Source organism: Arthrobacter sp. PAMC25564 (genome assembly GCF_004798705.1).
In the GTDB taxonomy this organism is placed as follows: Bacteria; Actinomycetota; Actinomycetes; order Actinomycetales; family Micrococcaceae; genus Arthrobacter.
Genome location: NZ_CP039290.1, coordinates 398,712 through 421,990, shown reverse-complemented (window position 1 = coordinate 421,990; position 23,279 = coordinate 398,712). Strand labels below are relative to the sequence as shown.

At 68.0% G+C, this 23,279-nt stretch carries 20 protein-coding genes; 13 read left to right on the top strand and 7 right to left on the bottom strand.

Features of this window, described 5'->3' with window-relative positions; translation table 11 throughout:
- Window positions 1–30: 30 nt before the first annotated feature.
- Window positions 31–741 carry a FadR/GntR family transcriptional regulator gene (locus E5206_RS01905; RefSeq protein ID WP_136321007.1) on the bottom strand — a complete coding sequence of 237 codons (711 nt, stop codon included), beginning with the start codon at window positions 739–741 and terminating at the stop codon, window positions 31–33.
- A gap of 160 nt (window positions 742–901) precedes the next feature.
- On the opposite strand from E5206_RS01905, the gene E5206_RS01900 reads away from it, so the two are divergent.
- The 7 genes from E5206_RS01900 to E5206_RS01870 all read left to right on the top strand — a co-directional run bounded on the left by E5206_RS01900 (window position 902) and on the right by E5206_RS01870 (window position 8,414).
- Window positions 902–2,413, top strand: a complete 1,512-nt coding sequence (locus tag E5206_RS01900; RefSeq protein WP_136321006.1) for a four-carbon acid sugar kinase family protein — start codon at window positions 902–904, stop codon at window positions 2,411–2,413.
- Window positions 2,414–2,440: 27 nt separating this feature from the next.
- Window positions 2,441–3,340: an NAD(P)-dependent oxidoreductase gene (locus E5206_RS01895; RefSeq protein WP_136321005.1), complete on the top strand. Its 900-nt coding sequence runs from the start codon at window positions 2,441–2,443 to the stop codon at window positions 3,338–3,340.
- 130 nt (window positions 3,341–3,470) lie between these two features.
- Window positions 3,471–4,937: a GntP family transporter gene (locus E5206_RS01890; RefSeq protein ID WP_136321004.1), complete on the top strand. Its 1,467-nt coding sequence runs from the start codon at window positions 3,471–3,473 to the stop codon at window positions 4,935–4,937.
- On the top strand, window positions 4,937–5,800 hold the full coding sequence (locus E5206_RS01885) for a class II fructose-bisphosphate aldolase (RefSeq protein ID WP_136321003.1): 864 nt from the start codon (window positions 4,937–4,939) through the stop codon (window positions 5,798–5,800). The genes E5206_RS01890 and E5206_RS01885 overlap by 1 nt, the downstream gene beginning before the upstream one ends.
- Window positions 5,801–5,909: 109 nt before the next feature.
- Window positions 5,910–7,250 (top strand): acyltransferase, encoded by a 1,341-nt coding sequence (locus tag E5206_RS01880; RefSeq protein WP_136321002.1) that lies wholly within the window; start codon window positions 5,910–5,912, stop codon window positions 7,248–7,250.
- The gene (locus E5206_RS01875) at window positions 7,247–7,591 is read left to right on the top strand and encodes a GNAT family N-acetyltransferase (RefSeq protein WP_136321001.1); all 345 of its coding nucleotides are present in this window, start codon (window positions 7,247–7,249) and stop codon (window positions 7,589–7,591) included. The genes E5206_RS01880 and E5206_RS01875 overlap by 4 nt, the downstream gene beginning before the upstream one ends.
- 49 nt (window positions 7,592–7,640) lie before the next feature.
- The gene (locus tag E5206_RS01870; RefSeq protein WP_136321000.1) at window positions 7,641–8,414 is read left to right on the top strand and encodes an SDR family oxidoreductase; all 774 of its coding nucleotides are present in this window, start codon (window positions 7,641–7,643) and stop codon (window positions 8,412–8,414) included.
- A gap of 12 nt (window positions 8,415–8,426) precedes the next feature.
- Here the strand turns inward: E5206_RS01870 and E5206_RS01865 are convergent, their stop codons facing one another.
- Window positions 8,427–9,503 (bottom strand): FUSC family protein, encoded by a 1,077-nt coding sequence (locus E5206_RS01865; protein ID WP_136320999.1) that lies wholly within the window; start codon window positions 9,501–9,503, stop codon window positions 8,427–8,429.
- A gap of 129 nt (window positions 9,504–9,632) precedes the next feature.
- Complete coding sequence (locus E5206_RS01860; RefSeq protein WP_136320998.1) at window positions 9,633–11,228, bottom strand: MFS transporter; 1,596 nt, start codon at window positions 11,226–11,228, stop codon at window positions 9,633–9,635.
- A 376-nt stretch (window positions 11,229–11,604) separates the two neighbouring features.
- Here E5206_RS01860 and E5206_RS01855 point away from each other — a divergent pair, with 376 nt between their 5' ends.
- Entirely contained in the window at window positions 11,605–11,838 is a 234-nt protein-coding gene (locus tag E5206_RS01855) for a hypothetical protein (protein ID WP_136320997.1), read from the top strand.
- Between the two features lie 85 nt (window positions 11,839–11,923).
- Complete coding sequence (locus E5206_RS01850; protein ID WP_136320996.1) at window positions 11,924–12,184, top strand: hypothetical protein; 261 nt, start codon at window positions 11,924–11,926, stop codon at window positions 12,182–12,184.
- Window positions 12,185–12,349: 165 nt separating this feature from the next.
- On the opposite strand, the gene E5206_RS01845 is transcribed toward E5206_RS01850, so the two are convergent.
- A complete protein-coding gene (locus tag E5206_RS01845; RefSeq protein WP_136323914.1) occupies window positions 12,350–13,345 on the bottom strand; it encodes a LacI family DNA-binding transcriptional regulator in 996 nt (331 codons plus the stop codon).
- Between the two features lie 274 nt (window positions 13,346–13,619).
- Between E5206_RS01845 and E5206_RS01840 the strand changes: the two genes are divergently transcribed.
- Genes E5206_RS01840 through E5206_RS01830 form a run of 3 tightly spaced genes read left to right on the top strand, consistent with a single transcriptional unit; the run spans window position 13,620 to window position 16,977 of the window.
- Entirely contained in the window at window positions 13,620–14,603 is a 984-nt protein-coding gene (locus tag E5206_RS01840) for a nucleoside hydrolase (protein ID WP_136320995.1), read from the top strand.
- Between the two features lie 50 nt (window positions 14,604–14,653).
- Window positions 14,654–16,024: an MFS transporter gene (locus tag E5206_RS01835; protein WP_240690103.1), complete on the top strand. Its 1,371-nt coding sequence runs from the start codon at window positions 14,654–14,656 to the stop codon at window positions 16,022–16,024.
- A 2-nt stretch (window positions 16,025–16,026) separates the two neighbouring features.
- Window positions 16,027–16,977, top strand: coding sequence for a ribokinase (locus E5206_RS01830; protein WP_136320993.1), 951 nt, complete (start codon window positions 16,027–16,029; stop codon window positions 16,975–16,977).
- Window positions 16,978–17,020: 43 nt separating this feature from the next.
- Here the strand turns inward: E5206_RS01830 and E5206_RS01825 are convergent, their stop codons facing one another.
- Window positions 17,021–19,465 carry an ATP-dependent DNA ligase gene (locus E5206_RS01825; RefSeq protein ID WP_240690102.1) on the bottom strand — a complete coding sequence of 815 codons (2,445 nt, stop codon included), beginning with the start codon at window positions 19,463–19,465 and terminating at the stop codon, window positions 17,021–17,023.
- A gap of 160 nt (window positions 19,466–19,625) precedes the next feature.
- On the opposite strand from E5206_RS01825, the gene E5206_RS01820 reads away from it, so the two are divergent.
- Entirely contained in the window at window positions 19,626–20,615 is a 990-nt protein-coding gene (locus E5206_RS01820; RefSeq protein WP_136320992.1) for a Ku protein, read from the top strand.
- A gap of 266 nt (window positions 20,616–20,881) precedes the next feature.
- On the opposite strand, the gene E5206_RS01815 is transcribed toward E5206_RS01820, so the two are convergent.
- Complete coding sequence (locus E5206_RS01815) at window positions 20,882–21,160, bottom strand: HPr family phosphocarrier protein (RefSeq protein WP_136320991.1); 279 nt, start codon at window positions 21,158–21,160, stop codon at window positions 20,882–20,884.
- A gap of 58 nt (window positions 21,161–21,218) precedes the next feature.
- Window positions 21,219–23,279 carry a fructose-specific PTS transporter subunit EIIC gene (locus E5206_RS01810; protein WP_136320990.1) on the bottom strand — a complete coding sequence of 687 codons (2,061 nt, stop codon included), beginning with the start codon at window positions 23,277–23,279 and terminating at the stop codon, window positions 21,219–21,221.

The following is a 23,279-nucleotide window of genomic DNA, read 5'->3' as shown; positions in this document are numbered from 1 at the left end:
GGTAACCCCGGCGCCTCGGTCCGGGCCCGATCAGGCCGGACGGTCCGCCAGGACATAGGTCTTCAGGTCATCCAGCGTCTGCTGCATGTGCGCGTCCATGGCCTCGCGGGCACGCCGCGGATCGCGGGAGGCCAAGGCATCCACAATGGTCTGGTGGTGCCCGATGGCATGCGCCTGGATATCCGGCACTTTGGACGTTTCCGTCCGCCGCTTTTCCAGGATCCGGTGCAGCGGTTCGAACAACACGCCGACGAACACGTTCTCCGAGGCCTGCAGGATGAGGTCGTGGAACGCCAGGTCCGCCTCCACAAATGCCGCGACGTCGTTGTTGCCGTGCGCCAGCCGCATCGTTTCCAGTTGCCCGTAGAGGCCCTGGATATCGGCGTCGCTGATCCGTCCGGCCGCCAGTTCGCAGGCGCCGGTTTCCAGCATCCGGCGGAGCTCAATCAGCTGGATGGCGGCGGAGGCATCGTTTTTTCCTTCGGATGCTGCGCGCAGGACGGCTTCCAGGGAGGCCCAGCGGTTCAGCGGATTCACGAAGGTCCCCCGGCCGCGCTCCACGCTGAGGATTCTCTGGGCTTCAAGGGTCTTCATTGCCTCGCGGACGGTCATGCGGCTGACCTCGTGCCGGGCGCTGAGTTCGAGCTCCCCGGGGACACTCGCCCCCGGCGGGAACTCGCCGGCAATGATCCGGTCCAGCAGTTCATCCGCCACCACGCCGACTAACGATTTCCTGGCCAATTTTCCCCGTTCAGCGCCTCACTCCTGCCTGAGGGACAAGTCTACTTGCGCGTTTTTGTACTGCATGTCACACTATCATCAGTCATCAGATGTCAGACATCTTACAAATACCTATCTGGCGATACCAAGTACCGCAGACTTACACACAATGGAGTGCAAAGTGCACGTTGAAGCAGAAGTGCTGGCCGCCTTCCCCGCGGAAGTGCAGATCCCCGCCCGGCTCGTGGCAGAGGGCCTGGACGCGTCCTCCGGGACTTCGCCCCGGGTCTTCGTCGTGCTCGACGACGACCCCACCGGAACCCAGTCCGTCGCGGACCTGCCGGTCCTTACCCGGTGGGAAGTGGCGGACTTCGCCTGGGCCTTCGCCCACGAAATCAACGGCCGGCGCCAGCGCGCCGTCTACGTGCTGACCAATACCCGGAGCCTGGACCCGGCAGGGGCGGCGGCCCGCAACGGGGCAGTCGTCCGGAATGCCCTCGCGGCGGCCGCATCGGCTGACCCGGCGCTGCGGCTCAGCTTCGTCAGCCGCAGCGATTCCACCCTCCGCGGCCACTACCCGCTCGAACCGGACGTCATCGCCGCCACCGTCACCGAGGTTAACGGCGAGACGAGCGACGGCGTCGTGATTGTTCCCGCGTTCCCCGACGCCGGACGCGTGACCATCGGCGGGGTGCACTACATGCGCGGCACCGGCGACGACGCCGGACACCTCACCCCCGTGGCCGAGACCGAATTCGCCCGGGACGCCAGTTTCGGCTTCGCCAACTCGGAGATGGCCAAGTACGTGGAGGAAAAGTCGAAGGGCCGCTTCCCCGCGGACTCGGTGATCGTGCTGGACCTGAACATCATCCGGGCCGCGGGACCGGACGGCGACCCGGCCGTCTCTGCCAAAGCCATCGCCGACGCCCTCGATGCAGCCACGGACTCCACCCCGATCGTGGCGGACATCGTCACCGAAAACGATCTCCGCGCCCTTGCCCTGGGTCTGGAGGAAGCCGAGCGCCGCGGCAAGAAACTGCTCTACCGCGTGGGCCCGCCCTTCGTGCGGGCCCGGATCGGCCAGGAGATCCGCGCCGAACTCAGCGGCGAGGAAGCCTTCGCCCGCACTACCCCCTCCGAAGCCGGCGGCCTGATCATCGTCGGCTCGCACGTCGGCGTCACCACCCGCCAGCTCAAGGCGCTGACCGAACAGCACAGCGCCGCGCGCATCGTGGAGATCGACGTCGAGAAGCTGCTTGCCGCCGAAACCGAAACAGGCGGCGCCGACGGCTACCTGGATGAGACCGTGGACGCCGTGGTGCAGGCCCTCCACGGCGGTGACGTGATCGTCCACACCAGCCGGCTGCTGATCAAAGCCGGCGACGCCGCCGAAAGCCTCCGGATCGCCCGCACGGTGTCCGCCGCCGTCGTCGCGGTGGTGAACCGCACGCTCAACACGTTCCCGCCGCGCTTCGTGATTGCCAAGGGCGGCATCACCTCCTCGGACGTCGCCGCACATGGCCTGGAAATCCGGCACGCCATTGTCCGCGGCCCCATGCTGCCGGGCATCGTGAGCCTGTGGGAGCCGGTGGACGGGCCCGCCGAGGGCATCCCGTACGTCGTCTTCGCCGGGAACGTCGGCGATGACCAGTCCCTGGTCCAGGTCACCCGCAAGCTCAGCAACACCTTCTAGACTGCCTCGATTTCAACGGAGAAAACCATGACTGCAAACTACAAAGTCACCGTCCTGGGCCTCGGCGCCATGGGCCTGCCGATGGCCACCCGCCTCGCCACCCGGCTGACCGTGCACGGCTTCGACATCGCCGAGCCCCGCCTCAGGCTGGCCGAAGAGGCCGGCATCCGGACCTTCACTTCCGCCCGGGAAGCTGCCGAGGGCGCCGACGCCCTGCTCCTGGCCGTGCGCAACGGCGAGCAGCTCGACGAGGTCCTCTTCGGCGAAAACGGCGTGGCCTCCGTGCTGAAGCCCGGCGCCGTCGTGATCCTTGGCAGCACGGTGGGCACCGAGGCCATCCCGGAGACCGTCGCCCGCCTGGCCGGATCCGGCGTCGCCCTGGTCGACGCACCCCTCTCCGGCGGTCCCAAGCGCGCCGGCGAAGGTGACCTGCTGATCGTCGTCGGCGCCGAGCCCGCCGCCCTGGAAACGGCCCGACCGGTCCTGGAACTGCTGGCCTCCACGCTCACCGTCGTGGGCGACAAGCCCGGCGACGGGCAGGCCCTCAAGACGGTCAACCAGCTGTTGTGCGGCATCCACATCGCGGCGGCCGCCGAGGCCATGGCCCTCGCGGACGCGCTGGGCCTGGACCAGGCAAAGACCCTCGCGGCCCTCGAAGCCGGCGCCGCAGGGTCGTTTATGCTCTCCAACCGCGGACCCCGGATCCTCGAGGCGTACACCGAGGGGGGCGCCGAGGTCCTCAGCCGCCTGGACATCTTCGTCAAGGACATGGGGATCGTCGGCAAGGCCACCCGCGCCGCCGGCCTCGCCGCTCCGGTGGCCGCGGCCGCAGAACAGCTCTACCTCCTGGGCCAGGCCCAGGGCCTCGCCGCCGCCGACGACTCCGCCGTCATCAGGGTCCTCGCGCCCACTAAACACACCGCCTAGCCCTCGCTTAAAACGGGCCCCGGGCCCACACCACCAAGCCCGGCGACGGCGGATCCCCCCTTCCGCCGCCGCCGACCCCTCCCGTCGTTACCCTTTTCCAAGACTGTCCTGTCAAAGGAGACACCCCACCATGACACCCTTGATCAACTCCTTGATGGTGAGGGCCGCCGATGCGCCCGTCATCAAGCCGGCCGTAGAGCTGGGTACTCCGCTGCTGCTGACCATCGCTGCTGCCGGCGTCGCGCTGTTGCTGCTCATGATCATCCGCTTCAAGATCCAGGCCTTCGTGGCCCTGCTGACCGTCAGTATCCTGGTCGCCGTGGCCGCGCAGATCCCGCTCAAGGATGTCTTTACCGTGGTGGCCAACGGGGTCGGCAGCACCCTGGGTAAGGTGGCAATCCTGATTGCCCTCGGCGCGGTGCTCGGCCGGATGATCGAGGTCTCCGGCGGCGTGCAGTCGCTGGCGGACCACTTCACCCGGAAACTGGGCGCCAGGCGGGTGGCCGTGGCCTTGACCGCCGTCGGCTTCCTCGTCGCGATTCCGGTCTTCTTCGAGGTGGGCATCATTGTGCTGGTGCCGATCGTCTACGCCTTCGCCAAGATCGCGAACGCGCACCCGGTGAAGTTCGGCCTGCCCATGGCCGGCATCATGCTTTCCATCCACGTGGCGGTACCGCCGCACCCGGGCATTGTTGCCGGCGCGGGCGTGCTCGGCGCCGACATCGGCCTGATCGCCCTGATCTCGCTGTCCATCTGTGTCCCGCTCGGATTCCTGTCCTACTGGGTGGCCAGCATCATGAACCGCAAAGACTACGAGCTGCTGCCCGCCGTCAAGACGCAGGTGGACGAGTTCGGCTCCGATTCCCTGGTCCGCGCCGGCCACGCCGGCCCCGGCCACCATGCCATCGCCCCACCCCGTCCGGGCCTGATCATTTTCCTCATCGCCGCCCCGATCACCCAGATCCTGCTCGGCACCATCGGCACACTCCTGATCGACAAGAAGGACTACTGGTACGGAGTCGCAGCGTTCGTCGGCAACCCGTTCCTGGCCCTCCTTGTGGCGGTGGCGCTCTCCTTCTTCCTCCTTGCCGTCCGCCGGAACTGGTCCCTGAAGGAGACCGGTGAAATTTTCGAGGGCGCACTGCCCCCGATCGCCTCGATCCTCATGGTGGTGGCCGCCGGCGGCGTGTTCGGCGGGGTACTGCAGGTGTCCGGCATCGGCGCGGCGCTCTCCGAAACCCTGGACAAACTCGGCGTGCCCCTGCTCCTGCTCGGTTTCATCATTTCGCTGGCCCTCCGCGCAGCCCAGGGCTCGGCCACCGTGGCCATCGTGACCACCACGGGCCTGCTCTCCGCCGCCGTGGCCAACGGCGGCTACACCCCGGCGCAGATCGCCGTGATCGTGATCGCCATCGGCTTCGGTTCCCTCGGCCTTTCCCACGTCACCGACGCCGGCTTCTGGGTGGTGGTCCGCTATTACGGACTGACCGTCGCCGACGGGCTCAGGACCTGGACCGTCCTCACCACCGTGCTGGGGCTGGCGGGCTTCGCGCTGACCTTTGTGGCCTGGATCCTGGTCGGAGGCCTCGGCGTCTGATGCGTGCCAACCTTGACCAGCTGGTCGCCTCCGCCCTGCAGCACGGCTCCGCAGTTCCGGCCTTCACCTGCTACGACTTCACCACCGCGCTCGCCGTGGTAGGTGCGGCCGAACAGGCAGGCCGCGGGGCCATCCTGCTGGTGGCACCGAAGACTGCCGCGACGCCCAAGGGCCTGCGGCTGATCGCGGCCCTCCGCGGACTCGCGGACGGCGCCGCCGTTCCGATCGCCGTCCAGCTGGACCACGCCTCCGACCTCCGGGTGATAGCCGACGCCGTCACCGCCGGGGCGGATTCGGTGCTGGTGGACGGGTCATCCTTGCCGTACGAGGAAAACATCGCCCTGGTACGGGACGCACGGGCTGCCCTGGACGCCCAGGGGAGTACCGGCGTCGTGATCGAAGCGGAACTCGGCGGCCTCGCCGGTGACGAGGACCGCGCCTTCGGTGCGGACCGGTCCGGCGTTGCCGTGGCGGGTCTGACGGACTCCGCGCAGGTGGAGGATTTTGTTGCCCGCACCGGCGCCCAGTTGCTGGCCGTGGCCGTGGGCAACGTCCACGGGAAGTACCAAGGGGAGCCGCAGCTGCGCTGGGACGTGCTGCAGGACATCGCGGTGCGGACCCGCATCCCGCTGGTGCTGCACGGCGCCTCCGGGATCCCGTCGGAGGAACTGGTCAAGGCCGCTGCCATGAACGTGGGCAAGGTGAACTTCAATACGGAGCTCCGCACCCGGGTGCTGGCCACGCTGGAGGAAAAGACCCCGGCGTACCGTGCCGACGGCGAGAACCTCCAGGGACTGCTGGCCGACTGGGACGCCGCGGCCAGGGACTTCGCCGCCGCGGCGCTGGGCACGCTCTCGCGCTGAGACGGGCTGCCTATGGGCTGGCAGTTGACCGCGGCAAGGCCGAGAATGGAGGCACAGCGGCACAATGAGCGGCCGCGTCCGTTCTATTGGCAGTTTCCTAAGGGGCGCAATGGGTGTTCCGCAGCTTGGGGCAGGCGGCGGACCGGCAACCAGGCCGGAACGCGACCTGGTGATCGACCTTGCCAGGTTCTTCTGCCTTGGCATCGTGGTGGTGGGACACACCATGATGGTCAGCCCGGTTCTGCACGCTGACGGCACCGTGACCACGGAAAACACCCTGGGCAATCAGCGCTGGTTCGAGCCGGTCGTCTGGGTCCTGCAGGTGATGCCGCTCTTCTTCGTCGCCGGCGGCATCACCGGGCTGCGGTCCTGGCAACGGCTCCGCGCCCGCGGCGGCAACGCCTTCGACTTCATCCAGGCAAGGATGCTGCGCCTGATCCGTCCCGCGGCCGTGCTGCTGGCCGTGATGTTCACCGGGCTGTGGGCCGCCCGGCTGGCAGGGGTGGACCCCGAGGTCATCCAACTGCTGACCGCCGGGGCCGGCATGCCGCTATGGTTCCTCGCCGCCTACCTGGCCGCCCAGCTGAACCTTCCGCTCCTGGCCGGCCTGCACTCCCGGGCCCCCTGGCTGACCCTTGCCGGCCTCGTCGCGCTCGTGGTGACCGTGGACTGCCTGCGAGGAACCCTGCCGCTGCTGGCCTATGCCAACATGATCTTCCTGTGGTGCGCCGTGCAGCAGCTCGGCTTCATCATTTCGGACAGCTGGTTGCTGAACCTGCGCCGGTCCGCGCTGGCGGGCATCATCGTGGCCAGCAACCTGGTGCTCGGACTGCTTGTGCTGCTGGGGCTCTACCCGGGAAACATGCTGGTCAACCTCAATCCGCCCAACTTGACCCTGCTGTTCCTGGGCATCTCGCAGGCCGCCGCCCTCCAGCTGTTCCGGCCGGTCCTCGCCCGGCTGGCGCGCGTCGGATGGGTACAAAAGGTCGTGGCCTTGGCCGGCCGGCGGGCCATGACCGTCTACCTGTGGCACCTGCCGCTGCTTGCGGCCATGTCCGGGCTCCTGCTGTTGACCAGGTTCCCCCAGCCGGCGGGCGGTACCGCCGCCTGGTGGTGGGCGCGGCCGCTTGTGCTGCTGGCCGTCATCGTCCTCCTGCTGCCGGTGCTGGCGCTGTTCGGCCGGCTGGAAGAGCGTCCGACGTCGTCCGGCCACGCGCGCCCCCGGCCGGCGGCCGCCGTGGTGACGGCTGCCGTCGTCGTTTTTGTCCCGGTGTCCGACGCCGCCCTCAACGGGCTCACGCTGGGACTCCTCGGCGGGGGAGCAGCGTGTTTCGTCCTCGCCACCCTGCTCCTTGGCCGGGTCCCGGCCCGGAGTCCGGCGGATGCGCCGCCCGGCGGTTCCGGACCGCCATTGCCACACCCGCCATTAAGTGCCAATGTCGAACCATGACGGAGAACTCGGCAGCCATTGAAGACACGTTCAGCCCGGACGTCACAACAACCCGAAACGATGAGTTGCACCGCTATGAGCTGCACAGCGGCGGCAAGCTGGCTGTCCAGATCCGCTTCATCGACAGGCCCGGCCATGTGGATTTCATCCATACCGACACGGCGGAGCAATTCCAGGGCCAGGGGCTCGGCAAAGTGCTGGCCCACTTCGCCCTGGATGACGTCGTGGCGGCAGGCAAAAGGATCATCCCGGACTGCCCGTTCATGTACCGGTACCTGCGCAAACACGAGGTCTACCACCAGTGCGTGGACTGGCCGGAGCAGGCTCCGGAAGGAGCCTGAGGCCGGCACCGACGAGCTCCAAAGCCGCCGCCACGGTTAGGCTGTCGCCATGACGTCAACTCCCCAGACAACCACTGCCCTGATTACCGGAGCGACCGCCGGTATCGGCGCGGAATTTGCCCGCCAGCTCGCCGAACAAGGCCACAACGTCGTGCTCGTGGCCCGGGACGCAGCCCGGCTCCAGGCGGGCGCGGCGGAGCTGGAGAAACGGTACAGCATCCGTGCCGAGGTGATCGCCGCGGACCTGACGGAGGACGACGGCGTGGCCGCCGTCGTCGCGCGGCTTGCGGACCCGGCGCGGCCGGTGGAGATCCTCGTGAACAACGCCGGAACCGGGCTGCTGCATTCCTTCGCCGAGAACGACATTGCCGAGGAGAAACGGCACCTCAGGCTGCACGTCGGGACCGCCATGGAGCTCACCCACGCCGCGCTGCAGGGCATGCTGGCGCGCCGCTCCGGGCGGATTATCAACGTGGCCAGCGTGGCGGCGTTCCTGCCCCGCGGAACGTATTCGGCCGCGAAGGCATGGCTCCTTAGCTTCAGCCGCTGGGCCAACCTCGACTACGCCAGGCAGGGTGTCAGGGTGACGGCGGTCTGCCCCGGATTCACGCACACCGAGTTCCACGACCGCATGGGCATGGACAAGGCGGTGGCACCGCGCTGGATGTGGCTGCAGGCGGAGCGCGTGGTGCGGGAAGGACTGGCTGACAATGAACGCGGCAAGGCCGTCTCCATCCCCACCAGGCGCTACAAGCTGCTGACCGTGGCCGCCCGGATCCTGCCGGCCCGGCTGGTGGCAGGACCGCCCAGAAGGACCAAATAGCGCCGGTTTGAATCAGCGGGCCGGATCCATAACGCCCGGGACCGGGGGCCGCCGGCTGCGGATCAGGACCACTACGGCGATGCCGACGGCGGCGCCGAGCAGCGTCTCGATGGCGCGCTCCGTTACCAGAAGGTCGGGATCTGCGGGGGCGGCGAGCTGCGTCATCAGCAGGATCAGCGGCGTGAACGAGACCATGGCAAGGCCGTAGTGCCGGGTCATGAACAGCTCGGTAGTGAATTGCAGGACGATCACCAGTATGGCCAGGACGGCGGCCTCGTGCCCCGGGAAACCCTTCAGCGGGGACCCGTCCCAGGGGAACAGGACGATCGCGACCACCACGAGGCCAAGGAGCGTCCCGACGATCCGGTGGATGCCCCGGTAGACGCTGCTGGGCATGTCCGCCCCGGCAAGCGGCACGGCCGCCGCGGCCATCGCCCAATGCGGATGCCCGCTTCCGCTGAGGACCCCGATGGACCCGGCAGCCCCCACCGCGGCCACGTAGCGGGCCGCATGGATCCAGGCCGCCCGGCGTCGGACACCACGCCACGGCGCGATATCCCGCGCGGCGCCGCGCTTCCAGCTGCGCACCCGGACCCAGCCGCCGAAGCCGACGGCGAGGGAGAAGGCGGCGGACACGGCGCCGATCAGCATGGCGGCATACCAGGGAACGGTGGTGGGAACCGAGGCGCAGGCGCCCAAGGCCAGGATCCCGAAGAAAGGGCCGTTGGGCTTGAGCCCCACTTTGTCAGCGAACAGTGATCCGGCGCCGGCCAGCACCGTTTCGATCGCCACCAGCGCCCAGGAATGGAGATGGTTGACCGAAAGGAACACTCCCACCCCTGTCCCGGAAAGGAGCAGGAAGGCCGCCTGGCCCTGGTGCCGGAGCCTGAGCTGGTGCGGCTCGGTGCGGCCGTACATGCCCGTCAAAGCGCCGAAAACGGCGTAGATGATGAGGTCCGGGCGCCCCGCCGCCAGCAGCGCCAGGGACGGTACGGCCACGCTGATCGCGACACGCAGCGCGGAGAGGTGGTCGCGGTCGGCAGGAGCAAGACGGTGCAGCCTGCGGACATGCCGAAGAGCGGACTGCATCCGGCACGCCTCCTCTCGCTCTTTCCAACCTTCAAGTCTGCCAGACGCGCCTGAGGCCTGCTGAGGTGCTGTCACAAGGAGCAACACGCAGAGCAGGCCTCACCGGGCGGGGCTTGAGCTACCGCAAGCCTAGGCCCGGGCCGGAACCAATATGTCTTCGCTGACGGAATCCGTGGCCGGCGCCACGAAGGGCATCTCCATCTCCTCGAGATCGATCAGCGGATTCTCGTCCTGCGTGGCAACCAACTCGCGGGCCTCGGCCTGGGTGTCCACGCTGGGCATGGAGCCCGGCAGCGGACGCTGGGCCGATTCCTTGAGGAAGTAGATCGCGACGGCGCCGATCGCCGAGGTGGCCATCAGGTAGTAGGCGGGCATCATGTCATTGCCGGTGGCAGCGATGAGGGCCGCGATGATGAACGGTGTGGTGCCGCCAAAGATGGCCACGGAGAAGTTGTATGCGATCCCCATGGCACCGTAGCGGCTTGACGTCGGGAACTGGGCCGGCAGGGCGGAGGCGAGGTTGGCGACGTAGAACGTCACCGGGAAGGCGATCAGGCCCAGTCCCAGCATGGTGGACCAGATTTCGCCGACGCCGATCAGCGCGAATGCGGGGGCGGACAGGACTACGGTGCTGACGGCTCCGATCCAGAGCACGGGGCGGCGGCCGATCCGGTCAGAGAGCTTGCCGGTCAGCGGAATGCAGAGGCTCATGATGACCAGTACGGGGATCGTCAGCAGGGTGCCGTGGACCGGGTCATAGCCCTTGGACTCCGTGAGGTAGGTCGGCATATACGACGTGAGGGCGTAGCCCGCGGTATTGGCGGCTGCCACCAGGATCATCGCAACGATGATGGAACGCCAGTAGGCCTTCACAATGCCCACCGGGCCCTTGGCCGCGGCGGCATCGCCGGCAGTGGCGTCCTTGGCGATTTCTTCCTGGGCGTCCAAAGTCGCCTGGAACTGCGGGGATTCCTCAATCTTGCTCCGGAAGTACACTGCGATCAGTCCGAGCGGGCCGGCGACCAGGAACGGGATCCGCCAGCCCCACTCCTCCATGGCGGCCTGGCCCAGAGTCAGCTGCAGCACGGAGACGAGGGCGGCACCCAGGGCGAAGCCGAGGTAGCTGCCCATGTCCAGGAAGCTGGCGAAGAATCCGCGGCGCTTGTCCGGGGAGTATTCACTCACGAAGGTGGTGGCACCGGCGTACTCGCCGCCGGTGGAGAAACCCTGGACCACCTTGAGCAGCACCAGCAAGGCGGCTGCCCACATGCCGATCTGCGCATAGCCGGGCAGCAGGCCAACGGCGAAGGTGCTCGCGGCCATGATCATCAGGGTCGTGGCCAGGATTTTCTGGCGGCCGATCTTGTCGCCGAGCCAGCCGAAGATCACGCCGCCGAGGGGCCGGGCAATGAAGGTGGCGGCGAAGGTTCCCAGCAGGAACAGGGTCTGAACGGACTTGTCCGCGTCCGGCAGGAATACCGGTCCCATGGTGGTGATCAGGTAGCCGAACACGCCGACGTCGTACCACTCCATGGTGTTACCCACGATCGTGCCGCCGAGTGCCTTCTTGAGCATCGGCTGGTCCACAACGTTTACGTCGGACTCTTTGAGCCGACGGCGTGCCAGTAGCTTTGGTTTTCTCACACCCTGGGGTGCGGTTTGGTTGGTTCTGCCGGCGTTCACAACGCCTGCTGAAGAGTCGGTCGTGCTTCGGTCTGTGGGCATTTGGGCCACTCCTAGGGAGGTCATTTGCTTGCGACTTGTAGCTGCCCCGCTCCGGGCAGGCTTTCAATTTTACGTGACTTCTATGGCTTTTTCGATTTTGGTGCCGTATGATGCGGTGATTTGGCGCCCGATCGGCCCCGATCGGCAGGATTCTTTTCCCCGGTTTCACCGCCCGGCTGCTGGGAACGGCCGGCGTTTGCGGTGAAGTGTCCAAATTTTTCCGCCGACGGCGTCCGGCAGCCGGTTTTCAGGCCAGGATCGCGGTCCGGGGACCGGCGGAAGGAGGGTGTTCAGGGGGTTCCCACACCGCATAAAGTGGATCCACCGGGGTGCCGGGACGAGGCCGGACGAAACGGCCATACAAGGAGAGCGTTCCATGACTGACAAAGACAGCAAGAAAAGCGACACTTCAGAAGGCAAAGACGGCGGGAAGCAGCGCGGAGCCGAGACTCCGGACACGGGCATCAAATCCCGCCTGACCGATGCCCAGAAGGAAATGCTCGCCAGCAAATCGCGGGGCGGCGCCGGCTCGCAGAGCGTCGGGCACAGCCATAAGCCCACCCACGCCAGCGGAAAGCAGGGACCTGCGGAGAAAAAAGTCCGCTGGTAGCGCTACAGACATCTCCTCCCTGCGGACCTACCATGGGTGGACACTTCATTTCACAGCATTAATTGGCACAGCGGAAGGAAGAGCAATGGCGGATCATCACTCCGGAGAAGAAATCGAACCTGAGGTGGCCAGCCACTTGGCTGAGTCCATGGATGAGGCCCCCGGGCCGGAACCGGTGCATCCCCTTCCACCCCCCGCGTCCGAGGGACACTCGTGGCCCGATGGCAGCGGCAAACACCGCCACCCGAAGGATCGCGACGAGGTCCACGGACGGCAGAGCCAGCAGGTTGCGGAGGCAGCCGAGCACCGGACCAGCCGGCCGGACATCCCGCACCGGGACAAATGACACACCACCGCCGGCCGGGTGGAGTCCAGGCTCAGCGCCGGGCCCGGCGGATGGACATATCCCGGTTGCGCCCGGTCCCGGGCGCGAAGAATGGGCATGTCCTCCCGATCCGAAGAGGTACTGGCCCCTAAACCCTGCCCCCTGACGGATTAACGAAAACGGCCGCTAGGGACCACCCACCGGCCCCGTGGTGGAGGCGCGTTCGATGAGCGTGCTGGCCAGGGTCCGCTGCGGTTCGGTGAGCACACCGCCGCGCATCAGCTTCCTCAGCGCCTGGCCCGCCTCCTCGCCGAGCGCCGCCGCCGGCAGGTGCACGCTGGTCAGTGCCGGGCTGCTGGTGGACGAATACGGCAGATCGTCGAACCCGGCCACGGCCAGCCGCGCCGGAATCGCTATGCCGGCAACCCGCGCCTCCTGGAGTACGCCGTAGGCATGGGTGTCCGTGCAGCAGACGACGGCGGTAATCCCGCTGCGCTGCCAGGCGGGCCAGGCGGCGGCAAAGGCGGCGGCCGCGGCACCGACGTCGATGGGGGTGCTGGCGAAGGCGCCGTCGGGCACCTGGATGCCGCTGGCGGCGGCCTGAGCCAGAAATGCCTCCCGGCGCACCCGGAACGTGGCAGTCCCGCTGGTGCTGTCCAGATACGCCACCCGGACATGGCCCAGGGCCGCCAGGTGCTTGGCGAGCTCGCGGGCACCGTGGCCGACATCGAAGTTGACGGACGGGGCATAACCCTCAACCCCGGGCGCATCCATCAGCACCACTGGCGCGGTGCTGTGCAGCCGGTCCAGGAACGCTGCATCCGGGGCGTCCACGAGCAGCCCGGCCGGCCGCAGCGACATCAGGGCGCGGACCTCCTCCGGGGTGGGCAGCTGGCCCGGATCGCTGACCGCCAGAAGCAGCTGGTAGTCGGCGCCCAGGGCGCTGCGCACGCCGCCGATCACCTTGGCAAAGAAAGGGTTGGCAACGTCGGGGGCGGCCAGAATGACCAGGTTGCTGCCGCCGCGGGCCAGCGAGCTGCCGATGCCGTCCACCACATAGCCGAGTTCCTCGATGGCGGCCGTGACGCGGGCGATGTTCTCCGCCGAGACGCGGCCCTCCGTCTTGCCGTTGGCCACGAGGGAGACGGTTGCGGTCGAGACGCCTGCCCGGGCGGCCACCATGGCGGCTGTGACGCGCGCACCGGGCATGCCGGCCACGGCTGTAGCTGCCGTGCGGGCCGGGGCGGCGCGGGGTTTGGGGGTGGATTCGTTACTGGGCCGCATGCCTCGATGGTATCGGCCAGACATCGTTCTTCGCGGGATTCACGCGGGATATGGCGTCAAGCGCTTGACGCATTTCACGTTAAGCGCTTGACGTGACGGCGTTGTGGTGCCACACTTTTTCTAAATGACTCTGCATGCCCCTGTGCAGAGGCCCCAAAGACGTGGAGTAATCATGACTGTTACATCTGCACCACCGCGTACATCTGCACCACCGCGCAAGATCATCCTGGACTGCGATCCCGGCCACGATGACGCCGTCGCCCTCTTGCTGGCGCACGGCAACCCGAACATCGAGCTGCTGGCCGTGACCACCGTGGTCGGCAACCAGACGCTGGAGAAGGTGACCCGCAATGCCCTGGCCGTGGGCACCATCGCCGGCATCACCGGCGTCCCGTTCGCCGCCGGCTGCGACCGCCCGCTGGTGCGCACCATCGAGAACGCACCCGACATCCACGGCGACTCCGGCATGGACGGCCCCGACCAGCCCGAGTCCAGGATCGAGCTGGACCCGCGCCACGCCGTCGACCTCATCATTGAGACGATCATGGCCCACGAGCCAGGCACCGTGACCCTGGTTCCCACCGCGGGGCTGACCAACGTTGCCATGGCCGCCCGCAAGGAGCCGCGCATCGTTGACCGTGTGCAGGAAGTTGTCCTGATGGGCGGCGGCTACCACGTGGGCAACTGGAGCGCCGTGGCGGAGTTCAACATCAAGATCGACCCCGAGGCCGCGCACATCGTCTTCAACGAGAAGTGGCCCGTGGTCATGGTGGGCCTGGACCTGACACACCAGGCGCTGGCCACCCCCGAGGTGGTGGCGCAGATCGAGGCCGTGGGCACCAAACCGGCCAAGTTTGTGATGGAACTGATGGAGTTCTTCACCAAGACCTACAAGGACGCCCAGGGCTTCGACTACCCGCCGGTGCACGATCCCTGCGCCGTGGCCTACGTCATTGACCCCACCGTCATGACCACCCGCAAGGTGCCGGTGGACATCGAGCTCACCGGCATGCACACTCTCGGCATGACCGTGGCTGATTTCCGTGCTCCGGCCCCCGCTGACTGCCACACCTCCGTGGCCGTGGACCTGGACCATGCGAAGTTCTGGAACCTGGTGACGGACGCCCTCGTGCGCATCGGGGAGGTCGACCTGTGAGCACCTCCCTGATCGGCTCAAAGTCCGGCACCGCCAACATCGCCGCACTGATGACGGCGCTGCTGGCCGCCTGCGTGGCGTTCCAGCTCAATGCCTCCATGCTCAGCCCCGCCCTGGTCACGATGGGCAGGGAGTTGCACACGGACCAGGCCACCATTGGCCTGTCCCAGACCTCCTTCTTCACCGCGGCGGCCCTGTTCTCGCTGTTCCTGCCGCGCCTGAGCGACATCGTGGGCCGCAAGAAGATCCTGGTCATCATGATGGTCCTGATGGCTGCCGGCTCCGTGATTTCCGCCCTGGCACCCGACGTCACCTGGCTCTTTGTGGGACGCATCGTCCAGGGCGTCAGCGGCCCCACGGTGCCGCTGTGCCTGATCATGCTGCACTCGGCCGTCAGCGAGCCGAAGAAGTACGGCGTGCTGATGGGCCTTATCACCGCAGTTAACGGCGGCATCGCCGGCGTCGATTCCTTTGTGGGCGGCTACTTTGCCGAGCACTATGGCTTCCGCAGCATTTTTTGGCTGATGGTGGCCTTGGCCGTCGTCGCCACGGGCCTGATTGTCTGGCTGGCCGGCGAAAGCAAGCCCGGCGAGGGCACCAGGATGGACTGGGCCGGCGTGTTCTTCATTGTGGTGGCCGTGGGCGCCCTGCTGACGGCGCTCAACCAGGCCTCCGGCCTGCTGGCCGGTTTCTCTGCCGCAACGCTGGCCTGGTCCGTGGGCCTGGCCGTCGTCGCCGTCGTCGCCTTTGCACTGTTCTGGAACACGGAAAAGCGTTCCAAGCACCCCATGGTGGAGGTGGCCCACTTGCGCCAGCGCGCCACCTGGGCACCCCTACTGACCACCACGCTGACCATGACGGGCATCTTCGCCGTCATCAATGGCATTGTGCCCGCCTTCGTGCAGGCGGCTGACCCCGGCTTCGGGATCGGTGCCACGGAGATGTCGCTGCTGATCCTCACCCCGTACGCCCTGCTGGGCTGGGTCTTTGGCCCGGTCAGCGGCCGGCTGGCCCCCATGCTGGGCTACACCCGCGTACTGCGCATCGGCATGGTGGGCTCGCTGGTGGCACTGGCCATCATCGGCTTCTTTGGCCTGCACAGCCTGGGGCTGATGATCACCGGAACCGTGCTGCTGGGCATCATGTACGCCGGGACTGTGAACATCATGCTCAACGGCCTGGGCGTGGTGCTCTCGCCCAAGGGCAACCCCGGGTTCCTGCCGGGCATGAACGCCGGAGCCTTCAACCTGGGTGCCGGGCTGAGCTTCCTGGTGCTGCCGGCCGTGCTGGTGGCCGCGGGATCCATGGGCGGCGCGGGCTCGTACCTGGCCACCGTAGTCGTGGCCCTGGTGGTCACCGCGCTGGCGCTGGGCGCCTCGATGCTGATCCCCAAGCCGGTTGAGGCCGAGGTGGCGCACTGACCATGGAGGCACCGACCAAGACCGGAAACGCCGGCCGCATTGTGGTGGTGGGCTCCTTGAACGCGGACCTGACCATCTACACTGAACGGCTGCCGCTGCCGGGCGAAACCCTGCACGGCAGCGGCTTTGCCGTGAATCCGGGTGGCAAGAGCGCCAACCAGGCCGTGGCCGCGGCCCGGCTCGGTGGCGCCGTCACGCTGATCGGTGCGGTGGGCAATGACGCGAACGGCGCAATGCTGCTGGCCTCCACGGCAGGGGCGGGCGTGGACGTCACGCGCGTCCGGCACACGGCCGAGCCCACCGGCGTCGCGGTGATTTCCGTTGACGCGGCCGGGGAGAACTCCATCATCATCGCCGCTGGCGCCAACGGAACGCTGGCATCGGAGCATGTGGACCCGGCCGCCTTCGACGGCGCCGCCGTCGTCGGGCTGTGCCTGGAGGTGCCGCTGGCGACGGTGCAGGCGGCCGCGCAGGCCGGGCACAACGCTGGCGCCCGGGTGCTGCTGAACCTCTCGCCGTATGCGCAGATTCCGCAGGCGCTGGCGGGGCTGACTGATGTGCTGCTGGTCAACGCCCACGAGGCCTCGCAGTTCCTGGGCGGCTTCGACATGCCGTCGCCGGAGGCGCCGGAAACCGAGTGGGAGGCCGCCGTGGCGCAGTTTGCCGCCTACGGGCTGGCGCAGGTGCTGGTGACGTTAGGCTCGCAGGGCTCCGTGGTGCTGGACTCAACCTCCGACACCCCGGTGGTGCGGATTGCGCCCACCCGGGTGGACGCCGTGGACACCACCGGCGCCGGAGACGCCTTCACCGGTGCCGTTGCCGCGCGCCTGGCCGCCGGGGACGCGCTGGTGGACGCCGCCCGCTATGCCTCCGTGGCCGCGGCCATGGCGGCCACGCGCAAGGGCACCCAGACCGCCTACCCCACCGCGGCCGAGGTCAGCGCCTTCCGCTGACTCAGGTCGCTTTCCTCGCGCCTGGCGTGATTGCGGCGGACGCTCAGCCGGGCTCCATCACCACGTCGGCCGGTGCCTTGTCCAGCCGCCAGCCACGCCACACCGGGTGCCGGAGCTTGCCGCTTCCGGTCCATTCCGCGTAGCTCACTTCCCCGACGAGCTTGGCACGCACCCACTGGGCGTCCGCGGCATCAGCGGCCGGCACCTCGCCGAAGGGGGAGGTCTTCCGCGGCATGGCATCGAGCTGCTGCCGGAGTTCCTTGAGTTCACGGGTGCTGAAGCCAGTGCCCACCCGCCCCACGTACCGCAGCCTGGCGCCTTCGGGGATGCCGAGCAGGAGTGACCCTACGGAGTGCTCCCGCTCGCCCTTCCCCGGGCGCCAGCCGCCGACCACCACCTCCTGGGTGCGTTCGAGCTTGAGCTTGAGCCAGGACCTGCTGCGCTGCCCGACGTAGCGGCCGTCCGTCCGCTTGGCCATCACCCCTTCAAGCCCCAGCTCCGCGGCGCTCTCCAGAATGTACCTGGCGTCGCCGGCGACCAGTCCTGAGAGCTCGACCGGGCAAGCCGAGTGCCGGAAGAACCTCTCCAGGCGGGGCCGGCGGTCCCGCAGGGGCAGTCGGCGAAGGTCCTCGCCGCCGTCGGACAGCAGATCGAACAGCATCAGCCGCACGGGGGTGGAGGACAGCGCCTTGGCGACGTCGTCCGGTTTGGTGAGTTTCATCCGCCCTTGCAGGAGCCCGAAATCGGGCCGGCCGGAGGGTCCGACGGCGACGATCTCGCCGTCGGCGGTGAAGTCCCGTTCGGGCCAGCAGATGCGGTCGGTCAGCTCCGGGTACGTCGCGGACATGTCCTTGCCGTTGCGGCTGATGAGACGGATCTTCCCGGCGTCGCCGACGATCAGCGCGCGCACCCCGTCCCACTTGAGTTCAAACTGCCAGTCCTTGCCAGCCAGGTCCGCGGTGGTCCCGGAACTGGCCAGCATCGGCCGGAACTCCGCGGAACCGGCGGCCGGTTCGGATCGGCCCGCGCCGGCGGTGGCCGGCGCAGCGGTGTGCCCCTTCGCCTGCCCTGGCGGGTCCATCAGGTGGATGAGCCACTGGTCGTTGCCCTGGCCGGTGTGGATCAGGGCGAACCTGCGCGTGCCGCCCAGGCCGCCGTCGTCTGCTCCCGTGAGGGTGGCGATGACTTCCTTGCCGGCGACCCATTTTTCACATTCGTAGTAACCGTGGTCCCAGATGCTGACCGTGCCGGCGCCGTATTGGCCTTTCGGGATGGTGCCCTCGAAGTCGGCATAGTCCATCGGGTGGTCCTCGGTCTGGACCGCGAGGTGGTTCTGCGTCTTGCTGGTGGGGACGCCCCTGGGCAGGGCCCAGGACACCAGCACGCCGTCGCGCTCCAGCCGGAAGTCGTGGTGCAGCCGGCGGGCATGGTGCTCCTGGATCACGAACTTTTCCCGCTGCGTGCCGCCGTCAGCCTCGCCGTCGTGCCGTTCCGCCGTGAACGGCTCGGGGGTGCCGGCCGCGTCCCGTTTGCTGCGGTACAGCTCCAGGCGTGGGTCCGCGTCGCCGCCGTCGCCCGGGCCTTCCGCGTGGCCGCCCGTCTGGTCTTCCTCCTGCCCGCCGCCGCCCCGGTTGCTGGCGGCTGCGTCCGGATGGCCGCCGTGCCGGGTGCCCCCGGAGATCACGGCGAAGGGATCCTTCCCGGCCTTCACCCGCCGCATCACCTCCCGGTAGTCCAGCTGGTGCAGGGAGGGGGAGCTGAGCTCGCGCCAGGTCCGGGGTGCCGCCACCATCGGTTTCAGCCGCCCGCGGAGGGAATACGGGACGATGGTGGTTTTCGCGGCACTGTTCTGGCTCCAGTCCACCAGTACCTTGCCGCTGCGCAGCGTCTTCTTCATATCGCTCACCGCCAGCTCCGGATAGTCGGACTCCAGGGCCCTTGCCAGCTCATGGGCGAACTCGGAAATCTGTTCCGAACTGCGGGTCCCGTCCAGCGCCGCGTAGAGGTGGATGCCCTTGCTGCCGCTCGTCACCGGCACCGGGTCCAGCCCCACGTCCCGCAGGATGGCGCGGGCCAGCCTGGCGACTTCCGCGCATTCGGCCAGACCCGCACCCTCGCCCGGATCCAGGTCCAGGACCATCCGGTCCGGTGGCATCGCGTTCCCGTGCGAGTCGACGCGCCACTGCGGCACATGGATCTCCAGGGCGGCGATCTGCGCGAGCCAGGCCAGCGTGGCCGGGTCATTGACGAGCGGGTACTGGTTGGTGCGCTCCTTGTGCCTGATCGAGGCGCGCGGCACCCAGCCCGGCGTCGACTCGTCCAGGTTCTTCTGGAAGAACATCTCGCCCGGTGCCGCTGCGGTGCCCACCCCGTGCACCCAGCGCTTCCGCGTGGCCGGCCGGTTGGCGGCGGCCGGGATCAGCACCTGCGCCACGGCGGCATAGTAGGCCAGGACGTCGCCCTTGGTGGTGCCCGTTTCCGGATACATCACCTTGTCGAGGTTGCTCACGGTCAGTTCGCGCCCGGCGATCCGGACCCGCTGCTTGCCGTTTGACGGGCCCGGATCGCCGGACGAAGCCTTACCGGGCGGAGTCTTGCCGTTGGCCAACGGTCTTCACCTCCGCACAAGTCTGTTGTTCACTTGTTCCATGAGAGCCATCTGGAAAGGTGCGATAGCGTTCGGGCTGGTCAACGTCCCGGTCAAGGCCTACAGCGCCACCGAGGACCACGACATCAGCCTTCATCAGGTCCACAACGCCGACGGCGGACGGATCCGCTACCAGCGCCGCTGCGAGGTCTGCAGCAAGATCGTGGACTACGAGGACATCGACAAGGCCTACGAGGACGACGGCCGCACCGTGGTCCTCAGTCGGGAGGAGCTGAAGTCCATCCCCGCGGAGAACAGCCACGAGATTGAAGTGGTGCAGTTCGTTCCGGCGGACCAGCTCGATCCCATCATGTTCGAGAAGAGCTACTACCTTGAACCGGATTCGAAGTCGCCCAAGGCCTACGTGCTGCTTCGCGGCGCCCTCGAGGACACGGACCGGGTGGCCATTGTCCAGTTCGCCCTGCGCGAGAAGACCCGGCTGGGCGCCCTGCGGATCCGCGACGAGGTGCTGATGCTGCAGTCCCTGCTCTGGGCGGACGAGGTGCGCGAAGCCAGCTTCCCGGCCCTCGAAACCCCGGTCCGTATCTCCGCCCAGGAACGGGAAATGTCCGCTGCCCTGGTGGATTCGATGGCCACGGACTTCGAGCCGGACCAGTTCACGGACGACTACCAGATCCAGCTGCGCCAGCTGATCGAGGCGAAGCTGGAGAAGGGGGAGTCGCTGGACACCGAGGAAACCTTCGGAGTACCGGCCGCCGACGCCGGCGACGGCGAAGTGATCGACCTGATGGAAGCACTCAAACGGAGCCTGGAGAAGAAGCGCGGAGCCGGGGCAGCGTCCGCCCGGGACAAATCCGCCGGCAAGCCTGCCGCCACCACGGCCGCGACGGCCGCCCCGAAGGCGGCGGCTGCCAGGACCACGGGCAAAACCGCTTCGAAGACCACGGCCGCGGCTGCCCCTAAGGCTGCGTCGAGGGCCGCCAAGGCAGCCCCCCAAGCCGCCGCCAAGAGCACCCGCAAGGGGGCCTGAGGCTTCGGAAGGCGCGCCCTTGCCGGCCGCGGCCATCGGGATCAGGAGTTCCTGAGTGCGGAGGTGAGCGCGTACTTCCTCGCGGGCATGGCTACCTCGGATTCCGGAAAAGGAGAGCTGAGGATTAAAAACTAGCGGCGCAGCCGGGCCTAGACAAGCTTTTACTAAGTTCCCTTATGGGATCCCCTCAAGGACCGTCTGGAACGCCGGAGGCCCGGCCACACCCCGTTCAGGGTGCAGCCGGGCCTCCGGGAGCCGCTGCGCTGCTATTCGGCGTCGTGATCCGTCTCAAGGATCTGCACGAGGCGTTCCAGCGCCGCGTCGGAGCCTTCGCCCTCGGCCCGCAACACCACAACCTCGCCGTGTGAGGCGCCCAGGCTCATCAGCGACAGGATGCTGGCGGCGTCCATGGCCTCGTCTTCCGGCTCGCCCAGCCGCGCGATGGTGATTTCAAGATCGAACTCGCCTGCTGCCTCGGCGAAGATGGCCGCCGGGCGGGCGTGCAGCCCGACCCGGCTGGCAATGGTGGCGTTACGTTCGGTCATTTCTGCTCCTTGATTTCAGCTTTGGGAATGTCAGTTGGGGAAGTATTGCTGGACCGGCTCAGACGGTTACGGGAACCGCTTCCACCGTATCAACGGACTTCTTGACTGCCCAGCGCTTGAGCGCCAGTACGCTCAGCGCGGTGACGACGGTTCCGACCAGGATGGCGACAACGAACATCACGAAGTTGTCGATGGCGAAGAAGACGAAGATTCCGCCGTGCGGAGCCTTGGACCCGACTCCGGCCGCCATCGAGATGGCTCCGGTGATGGCCCCGCCGAGCATGCTGGCCGGAATGACCCGGAGCGGGTCGGCGGCAGCGAAGGGGATGGCGCCTTCGGAGATGAACGAGGCGCCCAGCAACCAGGCCGCCTTGCCGTTTTCACGCTCGGCCAGGCTGAAGCGCTGCTTGTCCAGGACCGTGGCGAGTGCCATGGCCAGGGGCGGAACCATGCCGGACGCCATCACCGCGGCCATGATCTGCCAGGGAGCCTGGTTGTCCATGCTTGCGGCGCCGAGGCCGGCTACGGCGAAGGAATAGGCCACCTTGTTGACCGGACCGCCGAGGTCGAAGCACATCATCAGGCCGAGGATCACGCCGAGGGCGATGGCGCTGGCGCCGGTGAGGCCGGACAGCCAGCCGCTGAGGCCCTTGCTGATGGCGGCGATCGGACCGCCCAGGATCAGGAACATCAGGCCGGACGCGACGAGCGAGGCCAGCAGCGGGATGATGACCACCGGCATCAGGCCGCGCAGCCAGCGGGCAACCTGGATCCGTCCGATCACCAGGGCGATGTAGCCGGCGAGCAGGCCGCCGACGATGCCGCCGAGGAAGCCGGCACCCATGAACCCGGCAACGGCGCCGGCGACGAAGCCCGGCGCGATGCCCGGCCGGTCAGCGATCCCGTAGGCGATGTAGCCGGCCAGGGCCGGCACCAGGAAGCCCAGCGACAGTGCGCCGATCTTGAACAGGACCGCGCCGATGTAGGCGCCGAGCGGGCCCCAGGCGTTGTCCGGGAACTGGGTCGGCAGGTTGAAGAGGCTGTTGTCCACGACGATCGCATCCGCGTACTTCGTGATCAGGTAGCCGCCCATCAGGAAGCCGAGGGCGATCAGCAGACCGCCGCCTGCGACGAACGGGATCATGTAGCTGACACCCGTGAGCAGGGCCTTCTTCAGCTTCTGGCCGATGTGCTCGCCCTTCTCCTCGGCCTCGTGTTCGGCCTGCTCCTCCGCCCCGAAGTGCGGCACGCGGCGGGCGTTCGGGTTGTCGGCGGCGGCCAGGGCTTCCTGGATCATCTTGTCCGGCTCGTCGATGCCGCGCTTGACCGGGGCGTTGATGACGGGCTTGCCGGCGAAGCGCTCCTTGCCGCGGACGTCTACATCCACGGCGAAGATCACGGCGTCCGCGGCGGCGATGACCGCAGGATCCAGCGGCTTGGCGCCGGAGGAACCCTGGGTCTCCACCTGCAGGTCCACCCCGACCTCCCGGGCCGCGGCCACGAGCGAGTCGGCGGCCATGTAGGTGTGGGCGATGCCGGTGGGGCACGCGGTGACCGCCACGAGGCGCTTGGGGCCCCGAGCGCCGGCAGCTGCACCGGCCGCAACGGCACCGGCGGCGGGCGCCGCGGCTTCGGCGGGAGCCTCGGGTGCGGCGTGGGCCGCGGGCTTGTCAGCCAGTGCGCCGTCGACCAGTTCAACGATTTCCGTAGGGGAGGACGCGGCGCGCAGGGCTGCCGTGAAGTCCTTTTTGATCAGCGAGCGGGCCAGCCTTGAGAGGAGTTTGAGGTGCTCCTGGTCCGCGCCTTCGGGCGCCGCGATGAAGAAGATCAGGTCCGCCGGGCCGTCCTTGGCGCCGAAATCGACCGGCTGGGAGAGCCGTGCCATCGCCAGGGTGGGCTCGGTGACCGCCGTCGAGCGGCAATGCGGGATTGCGATGCCGCCGGGGACGCCGGTGGCGGTCTTCTGCTCCCGGGCGAAGGCGTCGGCAAAGAGGCCTTCGACTTCGGTGGCGCGTCCGTTGGCCGCAACCCTGCCTGCCAGGTGCCGGATCACGTCCTCGGGCGAACCGCCCAGGTTCTGGTCGAGCTCGACCAGATCGGTGGTGATGAGCTGGGTCAT